This window comes from Paraburkholderia atlantica, from assembly GCF_000092885.1.
Classification (GTDB): Bacteria; Pseudomonadota; Gammaproteobacteria; order Burkholderiales; family Burkholderiaceae; genus Paraburkholderia; species Paraburkholderia atlantica.
On the sequence record NC_014118.1, the window covers coordinates 140,751 to 162,816 of the forward strand.

Genomic DNA, 22,066 nt, shown 5'->3' on the forward strand with positions numbered 1-22,066 from the left:
AGGGGGCTGTGATGCGATTGCTGACTGGTCTACTGGCGAGAGCGTTCGACGTCGCGATGATCGTGGCTGGGGCCTTCGCGGCCTCCCAGATACGCTTCGACGGCGGCTCGCAACGGAGCTTATATTTCGCGTTCGTCGCTTTTGCCGCGGCGTTTGCACTTGCGGTCTTTCCGTCGCTCGGCGTGTACCAGTCCTGGCGCGGCCGCTCGAAAAGAGTGCTCGCGAGCCAGGTGGCGCTCGGCTGGCTCGTCGTGCAGGCCTGCGCGATGGCGCTGATGTTCTCGCTGCACCGGATCGACTTCGTGTCGCGCCTCTGGTTCGTGTACTGGACCGGCATTTCGGGCGCCGCGATGATGTCCGGCCGGCTGGTCACGCATGCGCTGCTCGGCCGCATGCGCCATGCGGGGATGAACTTGCAGCAGGTCGCGGTGGCGGCGTGCGGCGATCATTGTGACGAAATCATTCGCAAGATCGAGATGTCGCCCGCGGCCGGCTTTCGCGCAAATGCGTTGTATAACCTGCACCCCGACTGCTGCGTTTCTCCGCACCCGTCGGTGCAGGTGTTCGAACAACAGGCGGCGTTCGCTCGCTACGTGCGCGAGCAGCAGATCGGCGAAGTGTGGCTGGCTCTGCCGCTCACCGAGGAGCGCGCTATTCTCAAGCTGGTGGCGGAGTTTCGCAACGACCTGATCAATGTGCGCTTCATGCCCGACGTGCGCTCGCTTGCGCTATTCGAAGGCAGCATGACCGAGTTGCTCGGCTTGCCGACGATCAATCTCGCCGCGTCGCCGCTGCCGCCCAAGGCGTTGGTGCAAAAAGACCTGTTCGACCGTCTGTTCGCGCTCGTCGCGTTGATCGCGATTTCGCCGATCCTGCTGGGTTGCGCGATTGCCGTCAAACTGAGCTCGCGCGGGCCGGTGTTCTTCAAGCAGCGCCGCAAAGGCGCCGACGGCCGCGTATTTACGATCTACAAGTTCCGCACGATGCGCTTGCACGAGCAGAAGCCGGGCATTCTCGAACAGGCGACGCGCGACGATCCACGCATTACGAGCGTCGGCGCGTTCCTGCGCCGCACGAGTCTCGACGAACTACCGCAGTTCTTCAACGTGCTGCGCGGCGATATGTCGGTGGTGGGGCCGCGTCCGCATGCGCTCGAACACGACGATCTCTATCAGAACATCGTGTCGGGCTATATCCATCGATATCGGATCAAACCCGGCATTACCGGCTGGGCGCAGATCAACGGGTATCGCGGCGAGACCGATCGCCTCGAAAAGATGGAAGGCCGGGTCGCACACGATCTGTACTACCTGCGCAACTGGTCGTTCTGGCTTGACATGAAGATCATTCTTGCCACGATTTTCAAGGGGCTTCATCATCCAAACGCGTACTAAGCATGATGCTATCCGGAGTTGAAAACGTTGTGAGACGATCAGCAAAGCGGGTCTCGCTTTACCGCTTTCACCATGATCATGGCTTGCAGGCGAGAAGAATATTGGAGCGACTCGAAAGCAAATACGGCAAGGCCGATCCGAACAACCTGCGGCTCGCGGACACCTATGCGCGAGACGTGTTCGGCGACCCGGTCTACGCGCCCTGGCTGCGCGTTTATACCGCGTTTTGCGGTACGTTCAAGGAAGGCTGGATTCCGGACAACTACTACGGCATCGTCGTCGTGCCGCATATGAAAGGCTGGTACGGCAAGATTTCGAGCCTTAAGCCGATTTCGCGGCTGATCTTCGACGGCGACGAATTGCCGGACCTGGCGTACTTTGCCAACGGGCTGTTCTTTACGGACAAAAGCGTCGTGGTACCCGAGCGCGACCTGAAGGACGTCGTGTTCGAGCATACCGAGCGCGTGGCATTCAAGCTCGACGGTTCCGGACAGGGCAATGGTGTCTACTTCTTCGACCGTGCGAACTTCGACCCAGCGGTCATAAGGTCGCTCGGCAATGGCGTGATTCAGACATTCATCGACCAGCACAGTCTGTTCACTGCGTTCGCTTCCAAACCGGTGGCGACATTGCGCTTCACGACCGTGGTGGACGACGCCGGCCGCATTTCTGTTCGGGCCTGCTATTTGCGGCTCGGCCGAGCCGAAGATACGCATGTGCTGGCGGATCGCGAAATATGCGTGTCGGTCAATCTCGAAACGGGCGAACTGTGCGACCAGGGGTATATGAGCGACTGGGGCGCGGTAGAAGCGCACCCGGACTCGGGCGTGCACTTTGCGGGCGTGAAGATTCCCTGTTTCGACAAATGCAAGGCGACCGTGCTGCGCCTGCACAGGAAGATTCCATTTGCGCGCTGCATCGGCTGGGATCTCACGGTCGACGCGAACGACCAGGTCAAGTTGATGGAGTGGAACGGCAAGCACAACGACGTCAAATTCAGCGAGGCGACGCAAGGCCCGTGCTTCGCGGATCTGAACTGGGAACGTCTCAGGGCCGAACCTGACTTTGGACGGCTGCCACCGGTCTGATCAGGCAGGACAATAAACGCAGCGGGAGACGCGACGTGAGCGAACAGTTATGGTGCGTCCACATCGAAGGGCTGAACGACTTCATTGCCTTCGATTCGGAGGAATCGGCGCGGCACGAGGCGTCGGCGATCAATGCGTATATCGATCGCGCCGACAGAAGCTCGCGTGCCGCGCGTTTGCGCGCGGTGGTGGTCGAATGGCCGTTCAGCGCCGACGGTCACGCCCGAGCGCTCGATACCGACTGGCACGATCTGCAGCGTATGCCGCATCGACAGCAGGCCGGAGCGCGTTCCGACAGCGTGCTGTCCAATCTCGCGCGGCGCGTCAAGGAAGTGCTGGGCGTAGCGCGCGCGGACAGGGACGATGCATGAGCCGTGGCGATGGCAAACCGCGTTATGCGGGCAGCGGCACGTCCTCGATCAGATCCGCGTTCAACGCGCGAATCCGGCGGTCGACAAAGTAACCGCCGCCTTCGACGTAGCGCAAGTACAGTCGCGCGCACATCGAGCATTGCCATACGCCGCAGCGGTTGTACGGGAAATAGCGCGGCGCGATCGGCGCATCGGCCGACCAGTAGCTCGTTTTGTTGGGCAGATATTCGCTGAAGGTCGGCTCGGGATCGTCTTCCGGCATCAGCGTGCCGATCTCCTCGAACAAGGTTTCGTCGAGTGAAAGCGGTTGCGATTGCCAGCCGTCGAGGAGAGTGCGCGTGCAATCGCAAGGCGCGGCGGCGGGTTGTTGTTCCAGGCGCCGCTGCGCCGCGCGCGCGAGGTCGAGAAGGGTTGCAGTGTTCAGGTAGTGCGCCATGTAGCTGATAGCAAAGGGTTCATGAGCCGGTCATCATCCGGTCGCGCTGCAGGTTGACCCAGCCGCGTTCGAACGTGCCGTTGGCAATCGACGCTAGCGCAGCCGCTTCCTTGGGCTGCAGACGCCGCGCGCATTCACCGGGAAATCGTGCTGCCGCAGCGTGCCGACGTCGCGAATCGCGCCATCGATCACGAGCGCGTCGCGGGCGGCTCGCCGGCATTACTGTGCCGGCGCTGCCTGCCCCTTGTGCTGGTTCGCGCACTCCGACGTGACCGCCATGCTCGCCTGATCGGGCGTCATGTGAGGGGCGTCGGGACGGTAGATCTTTTCGATGATCGCATTGACGGCCGCGCGGTCGGACGGGTCCTTGTAGTAGTGGGCGGCCTGATCGAGCGCCTGAGCTTTGGTCTTCTTGTGGGCGCGCCACGACGCGACCTGGCCGGCGATATCGCCGAGCGCGAAACATTGATTGCTGACGGTCTGCGCGACGGCCTGAGTGGCCGGCTGTGCGATGCACAGCGCGACGAGCGCGGATACGACTACGCGTTTCATTACCGGAATCCTGAGATGAGACGGCGGCGGCGCGGAAGCGGCGGTGGTCGCCGCGCCGGGCTGCGCGCGGGTAAATAGCTGCGTAGTGTATCGGGAAGTGGGCCGGGGTGCATTTTGTTGCGGTAGATCACAATGCCGCAGGCGAATCGGCGCGACCGTGATGCGTCACAGCGGCAGCGGCCGATCCTCGAAGATACTTTTCATGACCAGCGTCGACGACAGCCGCAGCACGCAGGGCAGCGTCAACAGATAGCGGTCGTAAAGCATCTGGAACGCCTTCAGATCGCGCGTGACGACGTGCAGCATGTAATCGGGATCGCCGAACAGACGCTCGGCCCGGGTGATCTCCGGAATGCTCTCCGTGTTGAGGTTTGTCGGGGCGGGCTGTCTGCTGTGGGTCGGCGGCACCATTCTTGCTCGCTCCGCGGTGCCGACGGTAGCCGCCGAGCGCGCACCTGAAGCGGCGTTGGACTGGTCCATCCGCGGCTTCGCGGTGAGCGGCCTCAATCCGAAAGCGCTGCTGCTGTTTCTCGCGTTGCTGCCGCAATTCACGCGTGCCACCGACGCGTGGTCGATTCCGGTGCAGATCGGCGCGTTGGGTTTGCTGCACATAGCCAATTGCGCGTTGGTTTATTCGGTCGTCGGACTCGGCTCGAAGGTGGTTTTGCGCACGCGTCCGAGTGTCGCGCGCAGGGTTAGCCAGGTTTCGGGCGCGGCGATGGTTCTGATTGCCGTGCTGCTGTGTGTCGAGCAACTCCTCTCGTTCAAATAAGCGCGAAATTCCACGCCTTCAGCCAAATAAAAAGCCGCCCTGCGACTCGCAGGGCGGCTTCTGGCTTACCAGTCGATCGAACCGTTACCGGTCCGCTAGCGGGCACATTTCATGGCACGCTCAATGGCCGAACGATTGCGTCTTCGACGCACCAGCTTCCGACGCTTGCGGGCGTGCCGCCTGCTTGATCAGCAGCGCGACACACGACAGCAGACCCGCAGCCGCGATCGTCGTGAAGATGCCGCCGAACGAGAAGTGGCGGCGCGTCAGCTCGGCCACGAGGAACGAGCCCGCGATGCCGCCGAAGCGGCCGACGCCGAGCATCCACGCGACGCCCGTGCCGCGGCCCGCGGTCGGGTAGAACGCGGCGGCGAGCGCCGGCATCGACGATTGCGCGGTATTCATCAGCACGCCGGCGATGAACACGATCAGCACGAGCGCGCCGACGTTGCCGGCCGCCTGACCGATGAAGTACACGCTAATGGCGGTCAGCGCATAGCAGGCCGCGATGACGCGGTTCGCGTTGAAGCGGTCCATCAGCACGCCGGCCAGCACCGCGCCGACGCCGCCCAACGGGAACAGCGCGGAGATCAGCGTCGCGCGTTGCGGCGTGAGGCCGGCGTCCTTCAGCAGGATCGGCATCCAGTTGATCGACGCGTAGAAGATCACGAGGCCCATGAAGTACGCGAGCCACAGCATCACCGAGCCGACGATGTACGAACGCGACAGCACGACGCCGAGACCCTTGCCGCCGGTTTGCGGCGCGGTTTCGGTCATCGTGAAGCCGACGGCCTGCACCGCGTCGCCGGAAATGCGCGCGAGCGCCGCGCGAATCCGATCGGCCGGCTTGTTGTTCGCGACCATGTAGCGGACCGACTCCGGCATCTTGGCGAGCAACAGCACCAGCAGCAACAGCGGCGTGACGCCGCCGAGGATCAGCACGCTGCGCCAGCCCAGATGCGGAATCATCCACGCGGCGAGGAAACCGCCGAACGCGGCGCCGAGCGGGAAGCCGCAGAACATCAGGTTGATCACGGTGGCGCGACGCCTGTCCGGGCAGTACTCGCCCATCATCGTGACCGCGTTCGGCATCGCGGCGCCGAGGCCGACGCCGGTGATGAAGCGCAGCACGGTCAGCTGGTCGATGCTGGTCGAGAATGCCGACGCGAGGCAGGCAAGGCCGAACAGCAGCACCGAGCCGATCAGCATCGAGCGACGCCCGAGGCGGTCGGACAGCGGGCCCGAGCCGAGCGCGCCGCACGCGAGGCCGAACAGCGCGGCGCTCAGCACCGGCGCGAGCGCGGGCTTCTCGATGCCCCATTCGGTGACCAGCGAAGGCGCGATGAATCCGATCGCAGCAGTGTCAAAACCGTCGAGCAGGACGATGATGAAGCACATGAAAAAGATCAGCCACTGGAACGGCGAAAACGGATGCTCGTTAATGAAGGTTTGAACGTTCACAGCGGGGCTGCGGTTCATGATGGTCTCCTGACAGCGAAAGGCCCGACACGACGAGCGATTCTTCTCAAACTGTACGCCGTCTGGCAACGGCGCACGCTGCCTGCAGCAGGCCAAATTGGCCATGCATCGGCAATGAATCATACCCGGACGGATCGGCTTGACGGAATCGCGCCGGGCGAGGAAAGTTGTTCGTACATAGAACGGTGATTCTCTACGCGAACGCGCGCCACTGTAAGGAATGAAATCAATCCGGTCAACGGGGGAATACCCGAGTTTCACGCGCGCCGATGCGTGAAACGCGGCGCGCGGCAAACGGGCCGGAGAAGGCGCCAGGCGAGCCAAGATCAACGCGCCGAAACGGGCGGCAAACGGCTTCGAGACAAGCGCCCGTCAGCCCGTCACCCCGGGACGGGCCACCGTCCGCTCGATTCGTCCCAGCCGCACGACGGTCACACCGGGGCGCAACTGCCGCAGCGATGGCATCACGAGCATGCAGTTGTCGTAGGGTGTGCGCACCTCTTCGCCGTTCGACCAGCCAATCACGGCGCCCGCCTTGGCGAAAACCTCGAGTCCGGTGTACGCCGCGGCGAAGCTGAAGTCCATGCTGGTCGCGACGACCGGCTGTGTCACGCGCACGATGTTCTGCTCGGGCGGCAACGGCGCGAGCCACCCCGGCGGCAGATCCGTTTCGTCGACCACGCCAGCCAGCAGCAGGAAGCGCGCGGTCGTATCGCGCGCGACCGCTACCGCACTGCGCTCCCAATGCTGGCCGCATTCGATCAGCAGCGCGTTCTTCGGGCTCGCGGCATCTCCGAACCCTTCATAGTCGCGCATGCGGCGGCCTTCGGGATGCCCTTCGTCGCAGATCACCGTGGCGGGCGTACCGAGCCGCACCGCGAGGTCGATGCCTTTTTCCAGCGGTCCCGCGACGATCAGCGGCTTGCACCGCTCGTGCATCGAATGCAGGTCGAGCAGCGCGTCGACCGAGTCGATCACCGGGCGCATTGCACGCGCGCGCTTCAGTTCGCTCGACGTGCGCGACGTGTCGTCGAGCACCGCCGCCGTCCACACGCGGTTGAAGTCCTGATCGACGAAGCGCGCGGCGTCCGGATTCTTGGGATCGAAGCGCCGGTACGCGGCGACGTTCGCGAACGACAGCGTGAGCTGCCCGCGTCGCGGCCGGAGCGCGCGACGCAGCAGCTCATCAACGATGATCGCGCCGCACACTTCATTGCCGTGCGTGAGCGCGTTGATCATCACGTGCGGGCCGGGCATGCCCGAATCGAACGTGTGGACGTATGCAATGCCCGACGACGATTGCTCGTGCTGCGCGATATCGGGGAATTCGACTTCGATCGGATAGGCTTCTCGGCTCATAGCGGCGTCCCAGGTGAATCGTGAACAGATATCAATGACGTGCGGATGCCCTCGTGGCGCAAGCGGGCGAATGGTCACTCTACGAGCGGCGCAATTCTCGATAACGGCGCATCTGCGCGTTGCGCCGTATTCACTTGATTGTGAATGATCGCTAGCCGGGCATTCGCTGAGCGCTCTGATCTTCTGCCCGGCGCGTTCTTTATATCACGCGAGTTTCGCCGCAATCGCCTTGCCGACTTCGCTCGTGCTTGCCTTGCCACCGAGGTCGCCGGTGTGCGGACCTTCGATCAACGTCGCCTCGATCGCTTTCAGGATCGCGTCGTGCGCGTCGCGTTCCTTGCCGCTCGAATGACCGAGGAAGTCGAGCATCATCGCGGCCGACCAGATCATCGCGATCGGATTCGCGATGTGCTTGCCGGCGATGTCGGGGGCCGACCCGTGCACCGGCTCGAACAGCGACGGAAACTTGCGGTCCGGATTCAGATTGCCCGATGGCGCGAGGCCGATCGTACCCGTGCACGCGGGGCCGAGATCGGACAGGATGTCGCCGAACAGATTGGTCGCGACGACCACGTCGAAACGGTCCGGGTTCAGCACGAAGCGAGCGCACAGGATGTCGATGTGCTGCTTGTCCCACGTGACGTCCGGATACTGCGCGGCGACGCCGGCCGCGCATTTGTCCCACCACGGCATGCTGATCGCGATGCCGTTGCTCTTCGTCGCGACGGTGATTTTCTTGCGCGCGCGGCGCTGCGCGAGATCGAACGCGAACTTCAGCACGCGCTCGCTGCCGTGCCGCGTGAACACCGACTCCTGCAGCACGAACTCGCGCTCGGTGCCTTCGAACATTACGCCGCCCACCGACGAATACTCGCCCTCGGTGTTCTCGCGCACGATCCAGAAATCGATGTCGCCGGCCTTGCGTCCCGCGAGCGGCGACGGTACGCCCGCAAATAGGCGCGCCGGACGCAGATTCACGTACTGGTCGAACTCGCGGCGAAACTTCAGCAGCGACCCCCACAGCGAGATGTGATCGGGCACGGTGTCGGGCCAGCCGACCGCGCCGAACAGGATCGCGTCGGCCGATTGCAGTTGGGCTTTCCAGTCGTCCGGCATCATCTTGCCGTGCTTCGCGTAATAGTCGCAGCTCGCCCACTCGATGTGCTGATACTCGAGTTCGATACCGAAGCGTTGCGTCGCGACTTCGAGTACCCGCAGCGCTTCGGGCATCACCTCGACGCCGATGCCGTCGCCGGGAATGACGGCAATCCGGTATTTGTTCGCCATGCTGGGCTCCTCCTTGGGAATTTGGTTTGGGGATTCGGTGACGGTTATTTTATTCGTGGTGCGTTTGTTCGTGCGGTTTGTCGTTACGGCGGAGGCGGCGATGGATGTGCATATTGATCCGATGACTTAAGAATTTGCGCGACGAGGCAGGCGCGGCACGCACCTCGTGCGAGGCTGAACGAGGGGTTTTTTGGGATGGTGTCTTGTTGCACAATCGGGCCTCCTTCATTGGCTGTGAGGCACGATGACTTCGCTTTCCCTGGGTTCGTACCATGAGGTCCGTGAAAGGCGGTACGGACGTTTCTTCTCGATCAGCCTTTATAGATCGTTCAACCTTCACATCAGGTCTCCCTGGCTGTTTGACGTGGACCGGTGGTTCCATTTTGCATTGCCGGCGAGCGTACCCCGCGAAGCACACGACGACATTGTGCAGGGCATGGAGGAAGCGCGAGCAGCGTGGCTGCGATATAGCCCATCCATGCTGCTGTCGCACCAGTCGTACGAGTTGCGGGATATGCTCGGCCGGAGCGACAACCGCTTTCATATGTACAGGATGAGAGACGATGAGGTTGCCAAAGCCCTGTACAACGAGGTGAAGGACGGTAGTCTGATCTTTGTCCCTGAGCGGGACGAGATGCGAAAGTGCGTGCAGGCGATACGGGAGCAGCCGGAAAGGGCTTCGCGGCCAGTCCCAGCGCGCCCGCAACCGACTAGCACCGAAATGGCAAGCTTGCTCTATGGCAAGAACCCGCGCGCGCCGCAGAATCTTAGCAATGCCCAGCCGTTCAACTATCAGCCCGACATGCCGGATGCCGACGCTATGCAGCTCGCCGGCGCCGATGGTCGGCCCGGTAACAATCAGGCACAGAACAAGCAATTTAAGGCGGTAGTCAAGGCACTTGGACTGAACAAGGATGAGGCACGCCGCCTTCACTACGATATCCAGGAAGATGATCTTGAGTATCACGGCATGGTGGAGCGCGCCCTGGACTTGTTTGGAGACAAATCGAAATGATCGATACGAAAGAGCAGGTAGCACGTCACCTTTCCACTTTGATCGGGCTTGACGTTAGCGGAGTGGCGCACGCGACTGACATGCTTACGTTACAGTTCGGGCCGCTTCGGGAGGTAAGGACAAGCAGAGGCACCATCAAGCATCTGGGCGATTGGGCGCTACATATTCAGTGTGACTGGCGCATCGAGCAAGGAAACGCGATTGTTACGTCTCACTCGGACTTTGCCGCATCTGAGGAGAGTACGAGAACAACAACACATCGAATCCGCGATCTCCTTGTGAATCAAGGCCCAACGGCTGTTTTGGATATCGAGGCGGGCGAGAACGGTAATGCCGTTATTTCACTGGCGAGAGGTATGCGTCTAGTAATTCTTGCGGATGCGATAGCTGACGATGAGGACTGGCGCCTGTTCCCGTCGAATCCCGATGCGAAGCACTTTGTGATCGAAGGTGGCAAGGTCGATCCCTCGTCCTTGTAGTGACTCGGCGGCGAGCGGCAGCAGGTCGTTCGGCGGCTCGCGCGGCGGCGGTAGCGCGATGCTAAGGATAGTTTCCGTAGCCGGTATTGACTCAGCGAAGTCGGAACTCCTACGGTCGCTCGACGGTGCATGTAGAACTTCGTGACGAATTTCACAAGGCCGAATGCTGGCGCAGCACGAAGGAGACCTTGACCTGTGCAACGCAGTGGCTGCCGCAGTGGGCGCTACACGAGGCATCGAGGTATGCAGAACCCAGGCATTCCAGAACTATCAACAATGCAGAGGAAATTGATGGCTACTCATCCGCCGTATTCTGTGGTTCTAACCTATACAGAGGACCGTCAACGGCTCGCGGTGCAAACCGTTGACGCAGCCAGCCTTGCTCCGTTGCTTGCCGGGAAATCGGAATGCCGATCCTTCTCGAGGAATGTGATTTCAAACTCGACGAAGAATTTTCGCGGAGGCTCGGTGTCGCACTACTAAACGTGATTGCGCTCGGTCAGTCTGACATCAAGCTGTGCATGGATTCTCACTCCGGGGGACACGAATTACGATCTCGCGCGCGCGATGCTTTCTAAAAGCGAGCAATTTTCGGAGACGCCCGGGTCGCAAGTAGCACTAGTCCTCGCAACTGCCGGCGCTGAGCTGGCTGTGGAATTCGAGACGCTCGAGATCGACGCTGAGTAGGCGATTCGTGCGACGCCAACGCAAGTCGTCAAAAAGCGCAATGCGTGATGCATCAAGGGGCCGCATGATGTTCGGGCAGCCGATTGCGCGGGAGATGACGCCACGGCAGCAGATATGCCGCGCGCAAACGACGCAATGAAGATGAGCCCAGAAGGTTACGCTGCACTGAGGGTCAACGAGGGCGTGGTCATGCGCTATTACAACGATGCGCCCATCAACGGAACTGCACATGGGGCGTGGGAACTCTGGCGCACTTCGGACCCTGCACATCTGCAGAGTTGCAGCGCGCGGTCTTACCTGAGCAGGTGAACGCTATCTTGACGGCGCGCGTTCACGACGCCGAGCGGCTCGTCAGGGCCACGGTCACAGAGTACGCACTGACTCAAGCGCAGTTCGACGCGGCAGTCTCTTTCGCATACAACTCGACGAATCGGAATACACGAGAGGCGTTGGACCTTGCAAATCGGGGCGATATGGATGCGGTTGCGCAGCATATGTCTCTCAACGTGATGGTAACCCCACGCGATCGGCGGGGGCGCCCGATTGGCTCGCCGCGCAGGAGCCAGGGTCTTGCGAATCGACGAGTGCGGGAATCGGCGCCCGTCAGGAAGCAACGGCCGTGATGCTCAAACCACTGTACTTGGCGTTAGCAATTTGCCTGACTACCACCACCTGCTTCGCGGCCGGCCCCACGACCACCCGTCATCATTCAACGGAAAATGGACCGTTACCGATGTGGTCGGATACAGCGACGTTTCCGGTGGCATACCCGAGGCAAAAAGACTGCTCGGCAAGGTGCTGAGCTTATCGACCGATCAGATCGAATTCGCCGGCGAGCGCTGTCGTCCGCACGGCGGTTTCAGTCTCCGCTCCGTCGATACCGGGCCGAAGCTCAAGGACTATTACGGTATCAACCTCGACGATACGGGCTTGCCCCGGAAGACCCTACTGCTGGACAGCGACAATTGCGCGGCCGTATTCCGCATGGATGCGCATCGCGTCGTATTCGGCTGGAACGGCGTGATCGTGCGGGCAGTGCAGCCGTAGCTCCGGCGCACCGTTGGCAACCACGCCCCACACCTACCGCCCGCCATTCAACTTACGCCACAACGTCGTCTTGCTGATCCCCAACGCGGCGCAAGCCGCATCGCGATCGCCTTCGTGAGCCGCGAGCACCGCGCGGATTTCATCGGCCTCGACATGACGGCTGCGCTCGCGCAGCGTCAGCGCCGCCGGCTTCGCGCGCGTGATGGGCTCGACGATTTCCGGCGCGATCACGCGCAGCATGTCGCGCGTGACGAGCGCCGCGCTTTCATCCGTGTCCGCGTCGCTATCCGCGAGTTCAACCACGATCCGCTCGATCACGTTCTGCAACTCGCGTACATTGCCGGGCCACGCATAGCGCCGCAACGCCGCCCCCAAACCCTCGAGCATGCACGAGGCGGTCTGCGCGTCGGGCACGCGCGCCGCGAGCCTCGGCTCGCGCGCGGCCGCCTGGCGCAACAGTTCGGCGGCGAGCGGCAGCAGGTCGTTCGGCCGCTCGCGCAGCGGCGGTAGCGCGATGCTGAGGATGTTGAGCCGGTAGTACAGATCGGCGCGGAAACTGCCGGCCGCGACGGCGTCGGTCAGCGCGCGATGCGTCGCCGCGACCACGCGGATATCGACGCGCATCGGCTCCGTCGACCCGAGCCGCACCACCTCGCGCTCCTGCAACACGCGCAATAGACGGCTCTGCAACGGCAACGGCATCTCGCCGATCTCGTCGAGAAACAGCGTGCCGCGATGCGCGACCTCGATCAGCCCCGCCTTGCCGCCCTTGCGCGCGCCGGTGAACGCGCCTTCCTCGTAGCCGAACAGCTCGCTTTCGAGCAGCGCCTCCGGAAACGCGCCGCAATTGATCGCGACGAACGCGAAGTCGCGCCGCGCGCTCAGCTGATGCATGCTCTGCGCGACCATCTCCTTGCCGGTGCCGCTCTCGCCGAGAATCAGCACGGTCGCGTCCGACCTCGCATAACGCGCGACCAGCGCGCGCACCCGTTCGATCGATTCCGACGCGCCGACGATATCGTCGAGCCGGTAGCGCGCGGTGAACTGCTGCACGCGTTGACGCGCGCGCAGCGTGCGGTCGAGCCGCTCGACCGCGCGCGATTCCTGAAACGTCAGCACGGTGCCCGGCGCCGCGCCGCTGCTCGCGAGCGGCCCGCGATGCACGACGTAGCTAGCGCCGCGCACGGTGCAGAAGCTGTCGCCCTCCGCGTCGGGCAGACTGCCCGCGAGGTCCGGCGCGAGTTCGAGCAGCGCGCGGCCGACGGCCTTCGCGGCATCGATGCCGAGCACGCTCGCGAGCCGCTGGTTCATCAGTTCGACGCGGCCTTGCGCATCGAGCGCGACCACGCCGTCGCGCAGATGCTGTAGCAACGTGTCGAGCCGCTGACGCCGCACGGTTTCGCGGCGCGTCGCCTGCGCGACTTCGAGCGCGGTGTCGAAGCCGGCCCGCACCGACGCGCGCGAGTACAGAAACACCGCGTCCATGCCCGCGTTGGCGGCGAGATCGGTGACCATGCCCGGGCCGACCACGACGTCGATGCCGCGATCGCTGAGATCGAGCACGACACTCTCGGCGTCCTGCGCGGACTGATACGACGCGAACGTGACGTCGAGCGCGTACGCGGCGGTGAAACGGCGCACTTCGTCGGGGGTGTCGCCGTGCGTGACGAGCGCGACGCGCGCGCCTTCGCGACGCGCTCGCGCGAGCGCATGCATCACGTCGTAGCCGGTCGGACTGATGCGCACGACCGGCACCGACACGCGCGTCTTCAGATACGCGCCATTCGAGCCGCCCGCTAGCACGACGTCGGGACGCGCGGCGCCCGCGCCTTCGATCTCGCGCACCGCGTCCTCGAACGCATGCGACACGATGCGGACATCCGCGCGATCCACGTATTCGCCGGCGATGTCGAAGAACAGATCGCGCAGGCGGCTGATGCTGAGCGCCCAGACGCGCGGACGCTGCGGCGGTTCGTAAAGAGAAGTGCTCAAGGTGGACGGCTCGCGGCGGCGGGTTGGTTCGGAGGCTCCATTATGCGAGCATTCGTTCCCAATTTGAAATTCGCAGTTTCATTAATGAAATCGAGCGTGCGGCGGGTCCGCGAGATTGGTTCGGCAGACCAGCGCCAAATCAGGCACTTAGGCGGCGACATGCAGCCTGGCCCGTTACTTGCGTTCTAGGCAGCCCAGTCGAAACAATGACCCAAATTCCAATCCTTTCCCGGAGACAATCCAAATGAGCGAAGCAGACAACAGCACCCCGAACACAGGCGCTTTCAAACCGAAGAAATCCGTCGCGCTGTCGGGCGTGACCGCGGGCAACACCGCGCTGTGCACGGTCGGCAAGACCGGCAACGATCTGCACTATCGCGGCTACGACATTCTCGACATTGCCGAGGCGTGCGAATTCGAAGAGGTCGCCTACCTGCTGGTCCACGGCAAGCTGCCCACGCAGGCCGAACTGACCGCCTACAAGACCAGGCTGAAGTCGATGCGCGGCCTGCCCGCCAACGTGAAGGCCGCGCTCGAATGGATTCCGGCCGCCGCGCATCCGATGGACGTGATGCGCACCGGCGTGTCGGTGCTCGGCACGGTGCTGCCGGAGAAGGACGATCACAACCTGCCCGGTGCGCGCGACATCGCCGACAAGCTGATGGCCTCGCTCGGCTCGATGCTGCTGTACTGGTATCACTACTCGCACAACGGCAAGCGCATCGAGGTCGAAACCGACGACGATTCGATCGGCGGCCATTTCCTGCATCTGCTGCATGGCGTCGAGCCGTCGAAGGCGTGGGTCGATGCGATGCACGTGTCGCTGAACCTGTACGCGGAGCACGAGTTCAATGCGTCGACGTTCACGGGCCGCGTGATCGCGGGCACGGGCTCGGACATGTACTCGGCGATCACCGGCGCGATCGGCGCGCTGCGCGGCCCGAAGCACGGCGGCGCCAACGAAGCCGCGTTCGAAATCCAGTCGCGCTACCAGACGCCCGACGAAGCCGAAGCCGACATCCGCCGCCGCGTCGAGAACAAGGAAGTCGTGATCGGCTTCGGCCACCCGGTGTACACGATCTCGGACCCGCGCAACAAGGTCATCAAGGAAGTCGCGAAGAAGCTGTCGAAGGAAGCGGGCAACACGAAACTGTTCTCTATCGCCGAACGGCTCGAATCGGTGATGTGGGAAGCGAAGAAGATGTTCCCGAACCTCGACTGGTTCAGCGCGGTGTCGTACCACATGATGGGCGTGCCGACCGCGATGTTCACGCCGCTGTTCGTGATCTCGCGTACGGCAGGCTGGAGCGCGCACATCATCGAGCAGCGCATCGACAACAAGATCATCCGGCCGAGCGCGAATTACACCGGTCCCGACGACCTGCCGTTCGTGCCGCTGGCGAAGCGCGTTTGACGTGAGCCAGGAGCGGCACGCATCGCGCGGCCGCTCCAGTGGAAGCATCGAACAATCGCAATTCAGCACCCGTCAGCAGCGAGCTAAACTACCTGCACTGCCCGTCCGGCCGCGCGAGCGACGCGCTCCCGGACGTCGCCGGCACATCGTCCGGCGGCCGATAACCGTCCTGTCCCTACGCCATGAATACTGCCAACCGCAAACGCCTTCCGGGCACCGAACTCGACTTCTTCGATACGCGTGCCGCGGTCGACGCGATCGAGCCCGGCGCCTACGACAAGCTGCCGTACACGTCGCGTGTGCTCGCCGAGAACCTGGTGCGCCGCTGCGATCCGGTGACGCTGACCGCTTCGCTGAAACAGATCATCGAGCGCAAACGCGAGCTCGATTTCCCGTGGTTTCCGGCCCGCGTCGTGTGCCACGACATTCTGGGTCAGACCGCGCTCGTCGATCTGGCGGGTCTGCGCGATGCGATCGCCGCACAAGGCGGTGATCCGTCGCTCGTGAATCCGGTGGTGCCGACGCAGCTGGTCGTCGATCACTCGCTCGCCGTTGAGTGCGGCGGTTTCGATCCGGACGCGTTCGCGAAGAATCGCGCGATCGAAGACCGGCGCAACGAAGACCGCTTCGACTTCATCAACTGGACCAAGCGCGCGTTCCGCAACGTCGATGTGATTCCGCCGGGCAACGGCATCCTGCATCAGATCAACCTCGAACGCATGAGCCCGGTCGTGCAGGTGAAGGACGGCGTCGCGTTTCCCGACACGCTGGTCGGCACCGACTCGCATACGCCGATGGTCGATGCGCTCGGCGTGATCGCGATCGGCGTCGGTGGTCTCGAAGCGGAGAGCGTGATGCTCGGCCGCGCGTCGTACATGCGGCTGCCCGATATCGTCGGCGTCGAGCTGAGCGGCAAGCCGGGCGAGGGCATCACCGCGACCGACGTGGTGCTTTCGTTGACCGAGTTTTTGCGCAAGCAGAAGGTGGTCGGCGCATACCTGGAGTTTTACGGCGAGGGCGCGGCGAACCTGACTCTGGGCGATCGCGCGACGATCGCGAACATGGCGCCCGAGTTCGGCGCGACCGCCGCAATGTTCTACATCGACGAGCAGACCATTCGCTATCTGAAGCTGACCGGCCGCGACGACGAACTCGTCAAACTCGTCGAAACGTACGCAAAGCACACGGGCCTGTGGGCCGATACGCTGAAGCGCGCCGAGTACGAGCGCGTGCTGAAGTTCGATCTGTCTACCGTGGTGCGCACGCTCGCGGGGCCGTCGAATCCGCATCGCCGCTTGCCGGTGTCGGAGCTGGCCGCGCGCGGCGTGAGCGGCAAGGTGGAGAACGAGCCAGGACTGATGCCGGACGGCGCGGTGATCATCGCCGCGATCACGAGCTGCACCAACACGAACAATCCGCGCAACATGATCGCGGCGGGCCTCGTCGCACGCAATGCGAACCGGCGCGGACTCGTGCGCAAGCCGTGGGTCAAGAGCTCGCTCGCACCGGGCTCGAAGGCGGTCACGCTGTATCTGGAAGAGGCAGGGCTGCTGCCGGAACTCGAACAGCTCGGCTTCGGCGTGGTCGCCTATGCGTGCACGTCGTGCAACGGCATGTCAGGTGCGTTGGACCCGGTGATCCAGAAGGAAGTCATCGAGCGCGACCTGTATGCGACCGCCGTGCTGTCGGGCAACCGCAACTTCGACGGCCGCATCCATCCGTACGCGAAGCAGGCGTTTCTCGCATCGCCGCCGCTGGTGGTCGCTTATGCGATCGCGGGCACGATCCGCTTCGACATCGAAAAGGACGTGCTCGGCGTCGATGCCGACGGTCATGCGGTCACGCTGAAAGATCTGTGGCCGTCGGATGCGGAGATCGATGCGATCGTCGCCGCGAGCGTGAAGCCGGAGCAATTCCGCAAGGTGTATGAACCGATGTTCGCGCTGTCCGCCGACACCGGCGCGAAGGCCGACCCGCTGTACGACTGGCGCGCGCAAAGCACCTATATTCGCCGTCCGCCGTACTGGGAAGGGGCGCTCGCCGGCGAGCGCACGCTGCAGGGCATGCGCGCGTTGGCCGTGCTCGGCGACAACATCACGACGGACCACCTTTCGCCGTCGAACGCAATTCTGCCGGACAGCGCGGCCGGCGAGTACCTGACGAAGATGGGCCTGCCCGAAGAGGACTTCAATTCGTACGCGACGCACCGCGGCGATCACCTGACCGCGCAGCGCGCGACCTTCGCGAACCCGACGCTGAAGAACGAGATGGTGCTGGAGAACGGCCAGGTGAAGGCCGGTTCGCTCGCGCGCATTGAGCCCGAGGGCAAGGTCACGCGCATGTGGGAAGCGATCGAAACGTATATGGAACGCAAGCAGCCGCTGATCGTGATCGCGGGCGCCGACTATGGTCAGGGTTCGTCGCGCGACTGGGCCGCGAAGGGCGTGCGGCTCGCGGGCACCGAAGCAATCGTCGCGGAAGGCTTCGAGCGGATTCACCGCACGAACCTGGTCGGCATGGGGGTGTTGCCGCTCGAATTCAAGCCGGGCGTGAATCGCCTGACGCTCGGCATCGACGGCACCGAGACCTTCGACGTGATCGGCGAGCGCAAGCCGCGCGCCGATCTGACGCTGGTGATTCATCGCCGCAACGGCGAGCGTGTCGAAGTGCCGGTGACGTGCCGGCTCGATACGGCCGAAGAAGTGTCGATCTACGAAGCCGGCGGCGTGCTGCAGCGTTTCGCGCAGGACTTTCTCGAGTCGACCAGGGCGGCGGCTTGATGGCTTGAAGCGCTCTTTGCACTGAATGTCACAGCAGAACGGGGCGATGCGGCTTGATATGCCGCATCGCCCTTCCTCATCACAGAACATGTCACCTCAGGACACTTTCATGCACTCACCCCAGATCAGGATTCCGGCCACCTATATGCGCGGCGGCACCAGCAAGGGCGTGTTTTTCCGTCTGCAGGATCTGCCCGATGATGCACAACGGCCGGGCGCCGCGCGCGACGCGCTGCTGATGCGCGTGATCGGCAGTCCCGATCCGTACGGTAAGCAGATCGACGGCATGGGCGGCGCGACGTCGAGCACCAGCAAGACCGTGATCATTTCGCGTAGCAGCCGGCCCGATCACGACGTCGACTATCTGTTCGGTCAGGTGTCGATCGACAAGGCGTTCGTCGATTGGAGCGGCAATTGCGGCAACCTGTCGGCCGCGGTGGGACCGTTCGCGATCAGCGCGGGCCTCGTCGATGCGAGCCGCGTGCCGCGTGACGGCGTCGCGATCGTGCGGATCTGGCAGGCCAACATCGGCAAGACGATCATCGCGCATGTGCCGATGACCGATGGCGCGGTGCAGGAAACAGGCGACTTCGAGCTCGACGGCGTGACTTTCCCGGCCGCCGAAGTGCCGCTCGAATTCATGAACCCGGCCGCCGACGAAGAAGGCGCGGGCGGCGCGATGTTCCCGACCGGCAACCTCGTCGACGACCTCGAAGTGCCCGGCGTCGGCACGCTGAAGGCAACGATGATCAACGCGGGCATCCCGACGATCTTCGTCGACGCCGAAGCGATCGGCTACAAGGGCACCGAGTTGCAGGACGCGATCAATAGCGACGCGAAGGCGCTCGCGATGTTCGAGACGATTCGCGCGCACGGTGCGCTGCGCATGGGCCTGATCAAGAATCTCGACGAGATCGCGACGCGGCAGCACACGCCGAAGGTCGCGTTCGTCGCGAAGCCGGTCGATTACGTGGCGTCGAGCGGCAAGCCGGTGCGCGCGGGCGACGTCGATCTGCTGGTGCGCGCGATGTCGATGGGCAAGCTGCATCACGCGATGATGGGCACGGCGGCAGTCGCGATCGGCACTGCCGCGGCGATCGCCGGCACGCTCGTCAATCAGGCGGCGGGTGGCGGCGAGCGCGAGTCGGTGCGCTTCGGGCATCCGTCGGGCACGTTGCGCGTCGGCGCGCAGGCGAGCCTGAACGACGGCGAGTGGGTCGTCACGAAGGCGATGATGAGCCGCAGCGCGCGTGTGTTGATGGAAGGTTGGGTCAGAGTGCCGCAGCGGGGCTGAGGCGGCGCCGATGTCGGCCAATGGCAGCGGCACGGAAGGCTATGCGGAGCAGGCCGAAGCGGTGATCGAACGATGGCGCACGCTGTCGTTCGCCGACCGGCATCGGCCGATTCTCGACTGGATACCGCGGGCGCCGTCGCGCATCGTCGATATCGGCGCGGGCATCGGCACGGATGCGGCCGCGCTCGCGGCGCTGGGACAACTCGCGAGCAAGGCCTGACGCTCGTGCGCGAGTTGCGCACGTCATCCGTTCAACAGGTCAACCGCGATAACGGCGTGACGTGGACGCGGCTCGTGTTCCGCTAACTCCCCGATCCAGCCGCGCCACAGCCGCCGCTGCGAATCGACGCGTCGTCTACAATGGCCGCTCGAGACGCCGCTCCCATAACGACTCCCAGCGGCCGACTCAGACCGACGCAGAGGAGGCTCGATGCAGAACAGGCTGGACGCCGACGCAACCAATTCGGCCGACGCGGCGCGCGACAACGCGCGTGCCAAACGCGCGGTGCTCGTGATCGCGATTGCCCAATTGCTCGGCACCTCGTTGTGGTTCAGCGCTAACGGCGCGATGCGCGATCTGCAGACCGCGTGGCAACTGAGCGCGTCGGGTATCGGCTGGCTGACGAATGCGGTGCAGGCCGGCTTTATCGTCGGGACCTTGCTGTCGGCGACCACCGGACTCGCGGATCGCTTGTCGGCGAGCAAGGTATTCGCCGTCTGCGGCGTGCTCGGCGCGACCTTGAATGCGCTGTTCGCGCTGTGCAGCAGCGGGCTCGCGTCGGCGCTCGTGTTTCGCTTCGGCGTGGGCGTCGCCCTCGCGGGCATCTATCCGCTCGGCATGAAACTGCTCGTGACGTGGGACCCGCGCCGCGCCGCGCAGACGCTTGCGTTGCTCGTCGCGATGCTGACGCTCGGCACGGCGTCGGTTCATGCGATTCGCGCGTTGCTGTCGGGCGTGCCGTGGCAAACCGTGGTGCTTACTTCGTCGGGGCTCGCGGTGATCGGCGCGCTGCTGGTGTTCTTGCTCGGCGAGGGGCCGCACGCGCGGCGCTCGGGCAACCGGCGCTTCGGTTTGTCGGCGGGCGTCGGGCAGGTCGTGCGCATCAGCGAGTTTCGCTCGGCCGCCCTCGGCTATTTCGGTCACATGTGGGAGTTGTACGCGTTCTGGACGCTGACGCCGCTGCTCGTGCAGCGCGCGTTCGTGAGCGGCGCGCCGGCGACGCCGGGCACCGTCGCGTTGTGGTCGTTCCTGATCATCGCGATCGGCGCGCTCGGCTGCCTGTTCGGCGGCAGGCTCAGCCAGGCGGTCGGCAGCGCGCGCACCGCCGCTCTCGCGCTGACGATATCGGGCACGCTGTGCGCGATTTATCCGCTGACCACCGGGTTCGGCACTGCCGCACAGCTTGCGCTGCTACTCGTGTGGGGCATCAGCGTGATCGCCGATTCGCCTCAGTTTTCGGCGCTGTCCGTGAAGGCCTGTCCCGCCGACAAGATCGGCGGCGCGCTGACGCTGCAGAACAGCTTCGGCTTTTTCCTGTCGGCGTGCTCGATCCTATGGTCGACGAGCGTGTTTCACGTGCTCGACGTGCGCGTCGCGTGGCTGCTGCTGCCGGGGCCGATCATCGGTCTGATCGCGATGTCGCCGCTGCTGCGCAAGCATCCACGCTGGTGACGCCCGCGGCGCATTACTCGCCGCCGTGCTTTTCCTGCCAGCGCCGCATGAACGCGATCTCGTCATGCTGCGCCTTGATGATGTTGCGCGCGAGTTTCTTGATCTCGGGGTCTTTGCCGTATTTCAACTCCGCCTGCGCCATCTCGATCGCGCCCTGGTGATGCGGAATCATGTGCGCGACGAAATCCCGGTCGGCGTCACCGGTGTAGTGGGGGGCGCTCATGTCATGCATCATGCGTTCGTCGGCGGCCTTGAAGGCTTGTGTCGATGCGCCCGCGTCCGCATGCGCCGAATGCGCCATGTCCATGCCGGGCATGCCCTGATGTTGCGCGTGAGCGGGCAGGGCCGCCGCCGCGAATGCCAAACCGCCGAACACACAGATAGCGCGCACCGAACGAAGGTTTTTCATATTCGATTTCCGTTGTTGAAGAGAGTGGCGAGGTGATCCGCGCGATTCTGACGGTCACATCGGACATCGTGGGGCTTCCCACCGTGGTAAGGTCAAGCGAAGGCAAAGCAATGCACGCCTATAATGAAACGCCACCGGATGACCAACCCCAGCATCATTGGCAGCATCACTCACTCAACGAGGCTGACAGCATGTACATCGCGATGAACCGTTTCAAAGTGGCTCCCGGCTCAGAGGACGCCTTCGAACATCTGTGGACCACGCGCGACACCCATCTGAAAGAAGTGCCGGGCTTCGTGGAATTCCATTTGCTGAAGGGACCGCGTAAGGACGATCACGTGCTCTATTCTAGCCATACGATCTGGCGCGATCAGCCATCGTTCGAGGCATGGACCAGGTCCGACGCGTTTCGCGCGGCGCATCGCAGTGCCGGTAACGAAAACCGCGTGCTGTATCTCGGCCACCCGGAATTCGAAGGCTTCGAGGTCATCCAGACCGTCAAATAGCGCAGTGCTCGCGCGGCCATGGCGCATGCGCGT

The 22,066-nt window shown here is 63.7% G+C and carries 22 protein-coding genes and 1 pseudogene; 14 read left to right on the forward strand and 9 right to left on the reverse strand.

Translation table 11 applies throughout. From position 1 onward, the window contains the following. Positions 1–11 precede the first annotated feature (11 nt). The 3 genes from BC1002_RS16640 to BC1002_RS16650 are packed head-to-tail and all read left to right on the forward strand — an operon-like array spanning position 12 to position 2,853. Entirely contained in the window at positions 12–1,394 is a 1,383-nt protein-coding gene (locus tag BC1002_RS16640; protein ID WP_013091165.1) for an undecaprenyl-phosphate glucose phosphotransferase, read from the forward strand. 2 nt (positions 1,395–1,396) lie between these two features. Further along, a complete protein-coding gene (locus BC1002_RS16645; RefSeq protein ID WP_013091166.1) occupies positions 1,397–2,482 on the forward strand; it encodes a sugar-transfer associated ATP-grasp domain-containing protein in 1,086 nt (361 codons plus the stop codon). A gap of 35 nt (positions 2,483–2,517) precedes the next feature. Continuing rightward, on the forward strand, positions 2,518–2,853 hold the full coding sequence (locus BC1002_RS16650; RefSeq protein WP_013091167.1) for a hypothetical protein: 336 nt from the start codon (positions 2,518–2,520) through the stop codon (positions 2,851–2,853). Positions 2,854–2,875: 22 nt separating this feature from the next. Here BC1002_RS16650 and BC1002_RS16655 read toward each other — a convergent pair whose 3' ends face one another. The 4 genes and pseudogenes from BC1002_RS16655 to BC1002_RS36350 all read right to left on the reverse strand — a co-directional run bounded on the left by BC1002_RS16655 (position 2,876) and on the right by BC1002_RS36350 (position 4,321). Beyond that, positions 2,876–3,289 carry a hypothetical protein gene (locus BC1002_RS16655; protein WP_013091168.1) on the reverse strand — a complete coding sequence of 138 codons (414 nt, stop codon included), beginning with the start codon at positions 3,287–3,289 and terminating at the stop codon, positions 2,876–2,878. 19 nt (positions 3,290–3,308) lie between these two features. Then, positions 3,309–3,484: pseudogene (locus BC1002_RS37735) on the reverse strand (RraA family protein); the annotation flags it as partial. A 24-nt stretch (positions 3,485–3,508) separates the two neighbouring features. Beyond that, the gene (locus tag BC1002_RS16665; protein WP_013091169.1) at positions 3,509–3,841 is read right to left on the reverse strand and encodes a hypothetical protein; all 333 of its coding nucleotides are present in this window, start codon (positions 3,839–3,841) and stop codon (positions 3,509–3,511) included. 165 nt (positions 3,842–4,006) lie between these two features. Next, the gene (locus tag BC1002_RS36350; RefSeq protein WP_083788736.1) at positions 4,007–4,321 is read right to left on the reverse strand and encodes an Lrp/AsnC ligand binding domain-containing protein; all 315 of its coding nucleotides are present in this window, start codon (positions 4,319–4,321) and stop codon (positions 4,007–4,009) included. On the opposite strand from BC1002_RS36350, the gene BC1002_RS38895 reads away from it, so the two are divergent. Then, entirely contained in the window at positions 4,203–4,613 is a 411-nt protein-coding gene (locus BC1002_RS38895) for a LysE family translocator (RefSeq protein WP_238537982.1), read from the forward strand. The two genes, BC1002_RS36350 and BC1002_RS38895, sit on opposite strands and share 119 nt — an antisense overlap. 120 nt (positions 4,614–4,733) lie before the next feature. Here the strand turns inward: BC1002_RS38895 and BC1002_RS16680 are convergent, their stop codons facing one another. The 3 genes from BC1002_RS16680 to BC1002_RS16690 form a co-directional block, all read right to left on the reverse strand. After that, positions 4,734–6,092, reverse strand: coding sequence for an MFS transporter (locus BC1002_RS16680; protein ID WP_013091170.1), 1,359 nt, complete (start codon positions 6,090–6,092; stop codon positions 4,734–4,736). Between the two features lie 372 nt (positions 6,093–6,464). Next, positions 6,465–7,451 carry a M14 family metallopeptidase gene (locus tag BC1002_RS16685; protein WP_013091171.1) on the reverse strand — a complete coding sequence of 329 codons (987 nt, stop codon included), beginning with the start codon at positions 7,449–7,451 and terminating at the stop codon, positions 6,465–6,467. Positions 7,452–7,655: 204 nt separating this feature from the next. Next, positions 7,656–8,738, reverse strand: coding sequence for a tartrate dehydrogenase (locus tag BC1002_RS16690; RefSeq protein WP_013091172.1), 1,083 nt, complete (start codon positions 8,736–8,738; stop codon positions 7,656–7,658). A gap of 244 nt (positions 8,739–8,982) precedes the next feature. Here BC1002_RS16690 and BC1002_RS16695 point away from each other — a divergent pair, with 244 nt between their 5' ends. The 4 genes from BC1002_RS16695 (at position 8,983) to BC1002_RS16710 (ending at position 11,966) form a co-directional block, all read left to right on the forward strand. Next, on the forward strand, positions 8,983–9,753 hold the full coding sequence (locus tag BC1002_RS16695) for a hypothetical protein (protein WP_013091173.1): 771 nt from the start codon (positions 8,983–8,985) through the stop codon (positions 9,751–9,753). Further along, positions 9,750–10,232, forward strand: a complete 483-nt coding sequence (locus tag BC1002_RS16700) for a hypothetical protein (protein WP_013091174.1) — start codon at positions 9,750–9,752, stop codon at positions 10,230–10,232. The genes BC1002_RS16695 and BC1002_RS16700 overlap by 4 nt, the downstream gene beginning before the upstream one ends. A 923-nt stretch (positions 10,233–11,155) precedes the next feature. Next, positions 11,156–11,542, forward strand: a complete 387-nt coding sequence (locus BC1002_RS39740) for a glycoside hydrolase family protein (protein ID WP_420798763.1) — start codon at positions 11,156–11,158, stop codon at positions 11,540–11,542. Beyond that, positions 11,490–11,966, forward strand: a complete 477-nt coding sequence (locus BC1002_RS16710) for a hypothetical protein (protein ID WP_013091175.1) — start codon at positions 11,490–11,492, stop codon at positions 11,964–11,966. The genes BC1002_RS39740 and BC1002_RS16710 overlap by 53 nt, the downstream gene beginning before the upstream one ends. Positions 11,967–11,999: 33 nt before the next feature. Here BC1002_RS16710 and prpR read toward each other — a convergent pair whose 3' ends face one another. Continuing rightward, complete coding sequence (gene prpR / locus BC1002_RS16715) at positions 12,000–13,958, reverse strand: propionate catabolism operon regulatory protein PrpR (protein ID WP_013091176.1); 1,959 nt, start codon at positions 13,956–13,958, stop codon at positions 12,000–12,002. Positions 13,959–14,202: 244 nt separating this feature from the next. On the opposite strand from prpR, the gene prpC reads away from it, so the two are divergent. The 5 genes from prpC to BC1002_RS16740 all read left to right on the forward strand — a co-directional run bounded on the left by prpC (position 14,203) and on the right by BC1002_RS16740 (position 21,118). Then, a complete protein-coding gene (gene prpC, locus BC1002_RS16720) occupies positions 14,203–15,372 on the forward strand; it encodes a bifunctional 2-methylcitrate synthase/citrate synthase (RefSeq protein WP_013091177.1) in 1,170 nt (389 codons plus the stop codon). A gap of 182 nt (positions 15,373–15,554) precedes the next feature. Beyond that, positions 15,555–18,152 (forward strand): Fe/S-dependent 2-methylisocitrate dehydratase AcnD, encoded by a 2,598-nt coding sequence (gene acnD, locus BC1002_RS16725; protein WP_013091178.1) that lies wholly within the window; start codon positions 15,555–15,557, stop codon positions 18,150–18,152. A gap of 109 nt (positions 18,153–18,261) precedes the next feature. Continuing rightward, positions 18,262–19,446: a 2-methylaconitate cis-trans isomerase PrpF gene (gene prpF, locus BC1002_RS16730; protein WP_013091179.1), complete on the forward strand. Its 1,185-nt coding sequence runs from the start codon at positions 18,262–18,264 to the stop codon at positions 19,444–19,446. A 10-nt stretch (positions 19,447–19,456) separates the two neighbouring features. Beyond that, entirely contained in the window at positions 19,457–19,666 is a 210-nt protein-coding gene (locus BC1002_RS16735) for a hypothetical protein (RefSeq protein ID WP_013091180.1), read from the forward strand. A gap of 210 nt (positions 19,667–19,876) precedes the next feature. Continuing rightward, positions 19,877–21,118: an MFS transporter gene (locus tag BC1002_RS16740; RefSeq protein ID WP_013091181.1), complete on the forward strand. Its 1,242-nt coding sequence runs from the start codon at positions 19,877–19,879 to the stop codon at positions 21,116–21,118. A gap of 13 nt (positions 21,119–21,131) precedes the next feature. On the opposite strand, the gene copM is transcribed toward BC1002_RS16740, so the two are convergent. Further along, on the reverse strand, positions 21,132–21,527 hold the full coding sequence (gene copM, locus BC1002_RS16745; RefSeq protein ID WP_013091182.1) for a CopM family metallochaperone: 396 nt from the start codon (positions 21,525–21,527) through the stop codon (positions 21,132–21,134). Between the two features lie 191 nt (positions 21,528–21,718). Between copM and hmuQ the strand changes: the two genes are divergently transcribed. Next, a complete protein-coding gene (gene hmuQ / locus BC1002_RS16750) occupies positions 21,719–22,033 on the forward strand; it encodes a heme-degrading protein HmuQ (RefSeq protein WP_013091183.1) in 315 nt (104 codons plus the stop codon). The last annotated feature ends 33 nt before the right edge of the window (positions 22,034–22,066 follow it).

What these genes read in the sequence shown, in the direction of transcription:
- BC1002_RS16640 (WP_013091165.1), top strand. Translation starts at nt 12, where the DNA reads ATGCGATTGCTGACTGGTCTACTGGCGAGAGCGTTCGACGTCGCGATG.
- BC1002_RS16645 (WP_013091166.1), top strand. Translation starts at nt 1,397, where the DNA reads ATGATGCTATCCGGAGTTGAAAACGTTGTGAGACGATCAGCAAAGCGG.
- BC1002_RS16655 (WP_013091168.1), bottom strand. Translation starts at nt 3,289, where the DNA reads ATGGCGCACTACCTGAACACTGCAACCCTTCTCGACCTCGCGCGCGCG.
- BC1002_RS16665 (WP_013091169.1), bottom strand. Translation starts at nt 3,841, where the DNA reads ATGAAACGCGTAGTCGTATCCGCGCTCGTCGCGCTGTGCATCGCACAG.
- BC1002_RS36350 (WP_083788736.1), bottom strand. Translation starts at nt 4,321, where the DNA reads ATGGACCAGTCCAACGCCGCTTCAGGTGCGCGCTCGGCGGCTACCGTC.
- BC1002_RS16680 (WP_013091170.1), bottom strand. Translation starts at nt 6,092, where the DNA reads ATGAACCGCAGCCCCGCTGTGAACGTTCAAACCTTCATTAACGAGCAT.
- BC1002_RS16685 (WP_013091171.1), bottom strand. Translation starts at nt 7,451, where the DNA reads ATGAGCCGAGAAGCCTATCCGATCGAAGTCGAATTCCCCGATATCGCG.
- BC1002_RS16690 (WP_013091172.1), bottom strand. Translation starts at nt 8,738, where the DNA reads ATGGCGAACAAATACCGGATTGCCGTCATTCCCGGCGACGGCATCGGC.
- BC1002_RS16695 (WP_013091173.1), top strand. Translation starts at nt 8,983, where the DNA reads ATGACTTCGCTTTCCCTGGGTTCGTACCATGAGGTCCGTGAAAGGCGG.
- BC1002_RS16700 (WP_013091174.1), top strand. Translation starts at nt 9,750, where the DNA reads ATGATCGATACGAAAGAGCAGGTAGCACGTCACCTTTCCACTTTGATC.
- prpC (WP_013091177.1), top strand. Translation starts at nt 14,203, where the DNA reads ATGAGCGAAGCAGACAACAGCACCCCGAACACAGGCGCTTTCAAACCG.
- acnD (WP_013091178.1), top strand. Translation starts at nt 15,555, where the DNA reads ATGAATACTGCCAACCGCAAACGCCTTCCGGGCACCGAACTCGACTTC.
- prpF (WP_013091179.1), top strand. Translation starts at nt 18,262, where the DNA reads ATGCACTCACCCCAGATCAGGATTCCGGCCACCTATATGCGCGGCGGC.
- BC1002_RS16735 (WP_013091180.1), top strand. Translation starts at nt 19,457, where the DNA reads ATGTCGGCCAATGGCAGCGGCACGGAAGGCTATGCGGAGCAGGCCGAA.
- BC1002_RS16740 (WP_013091181.1), top strand. Translation starts at nt 19,877, where the DNA reads ATGCAGAACAGGCTGGACGCCGACGCAACCAATTCGGCCGACGCGGCG.
- copM (WP_013091182.1), bottom strand. Translation starts at nt 21,527, where the DNA reads ATGAAAAACCTTCGTTCGGTGCGCGCTATCTGTGTGTTCGGCGGTTTG.
- hmuQ (WP_013091183.1), top strand. Translation starts at nt 21,719, where the DNA reads ATGTACATCGCGATGAACCGTTTCAAAGTGGCTCCCGGCTCAGAGGAC.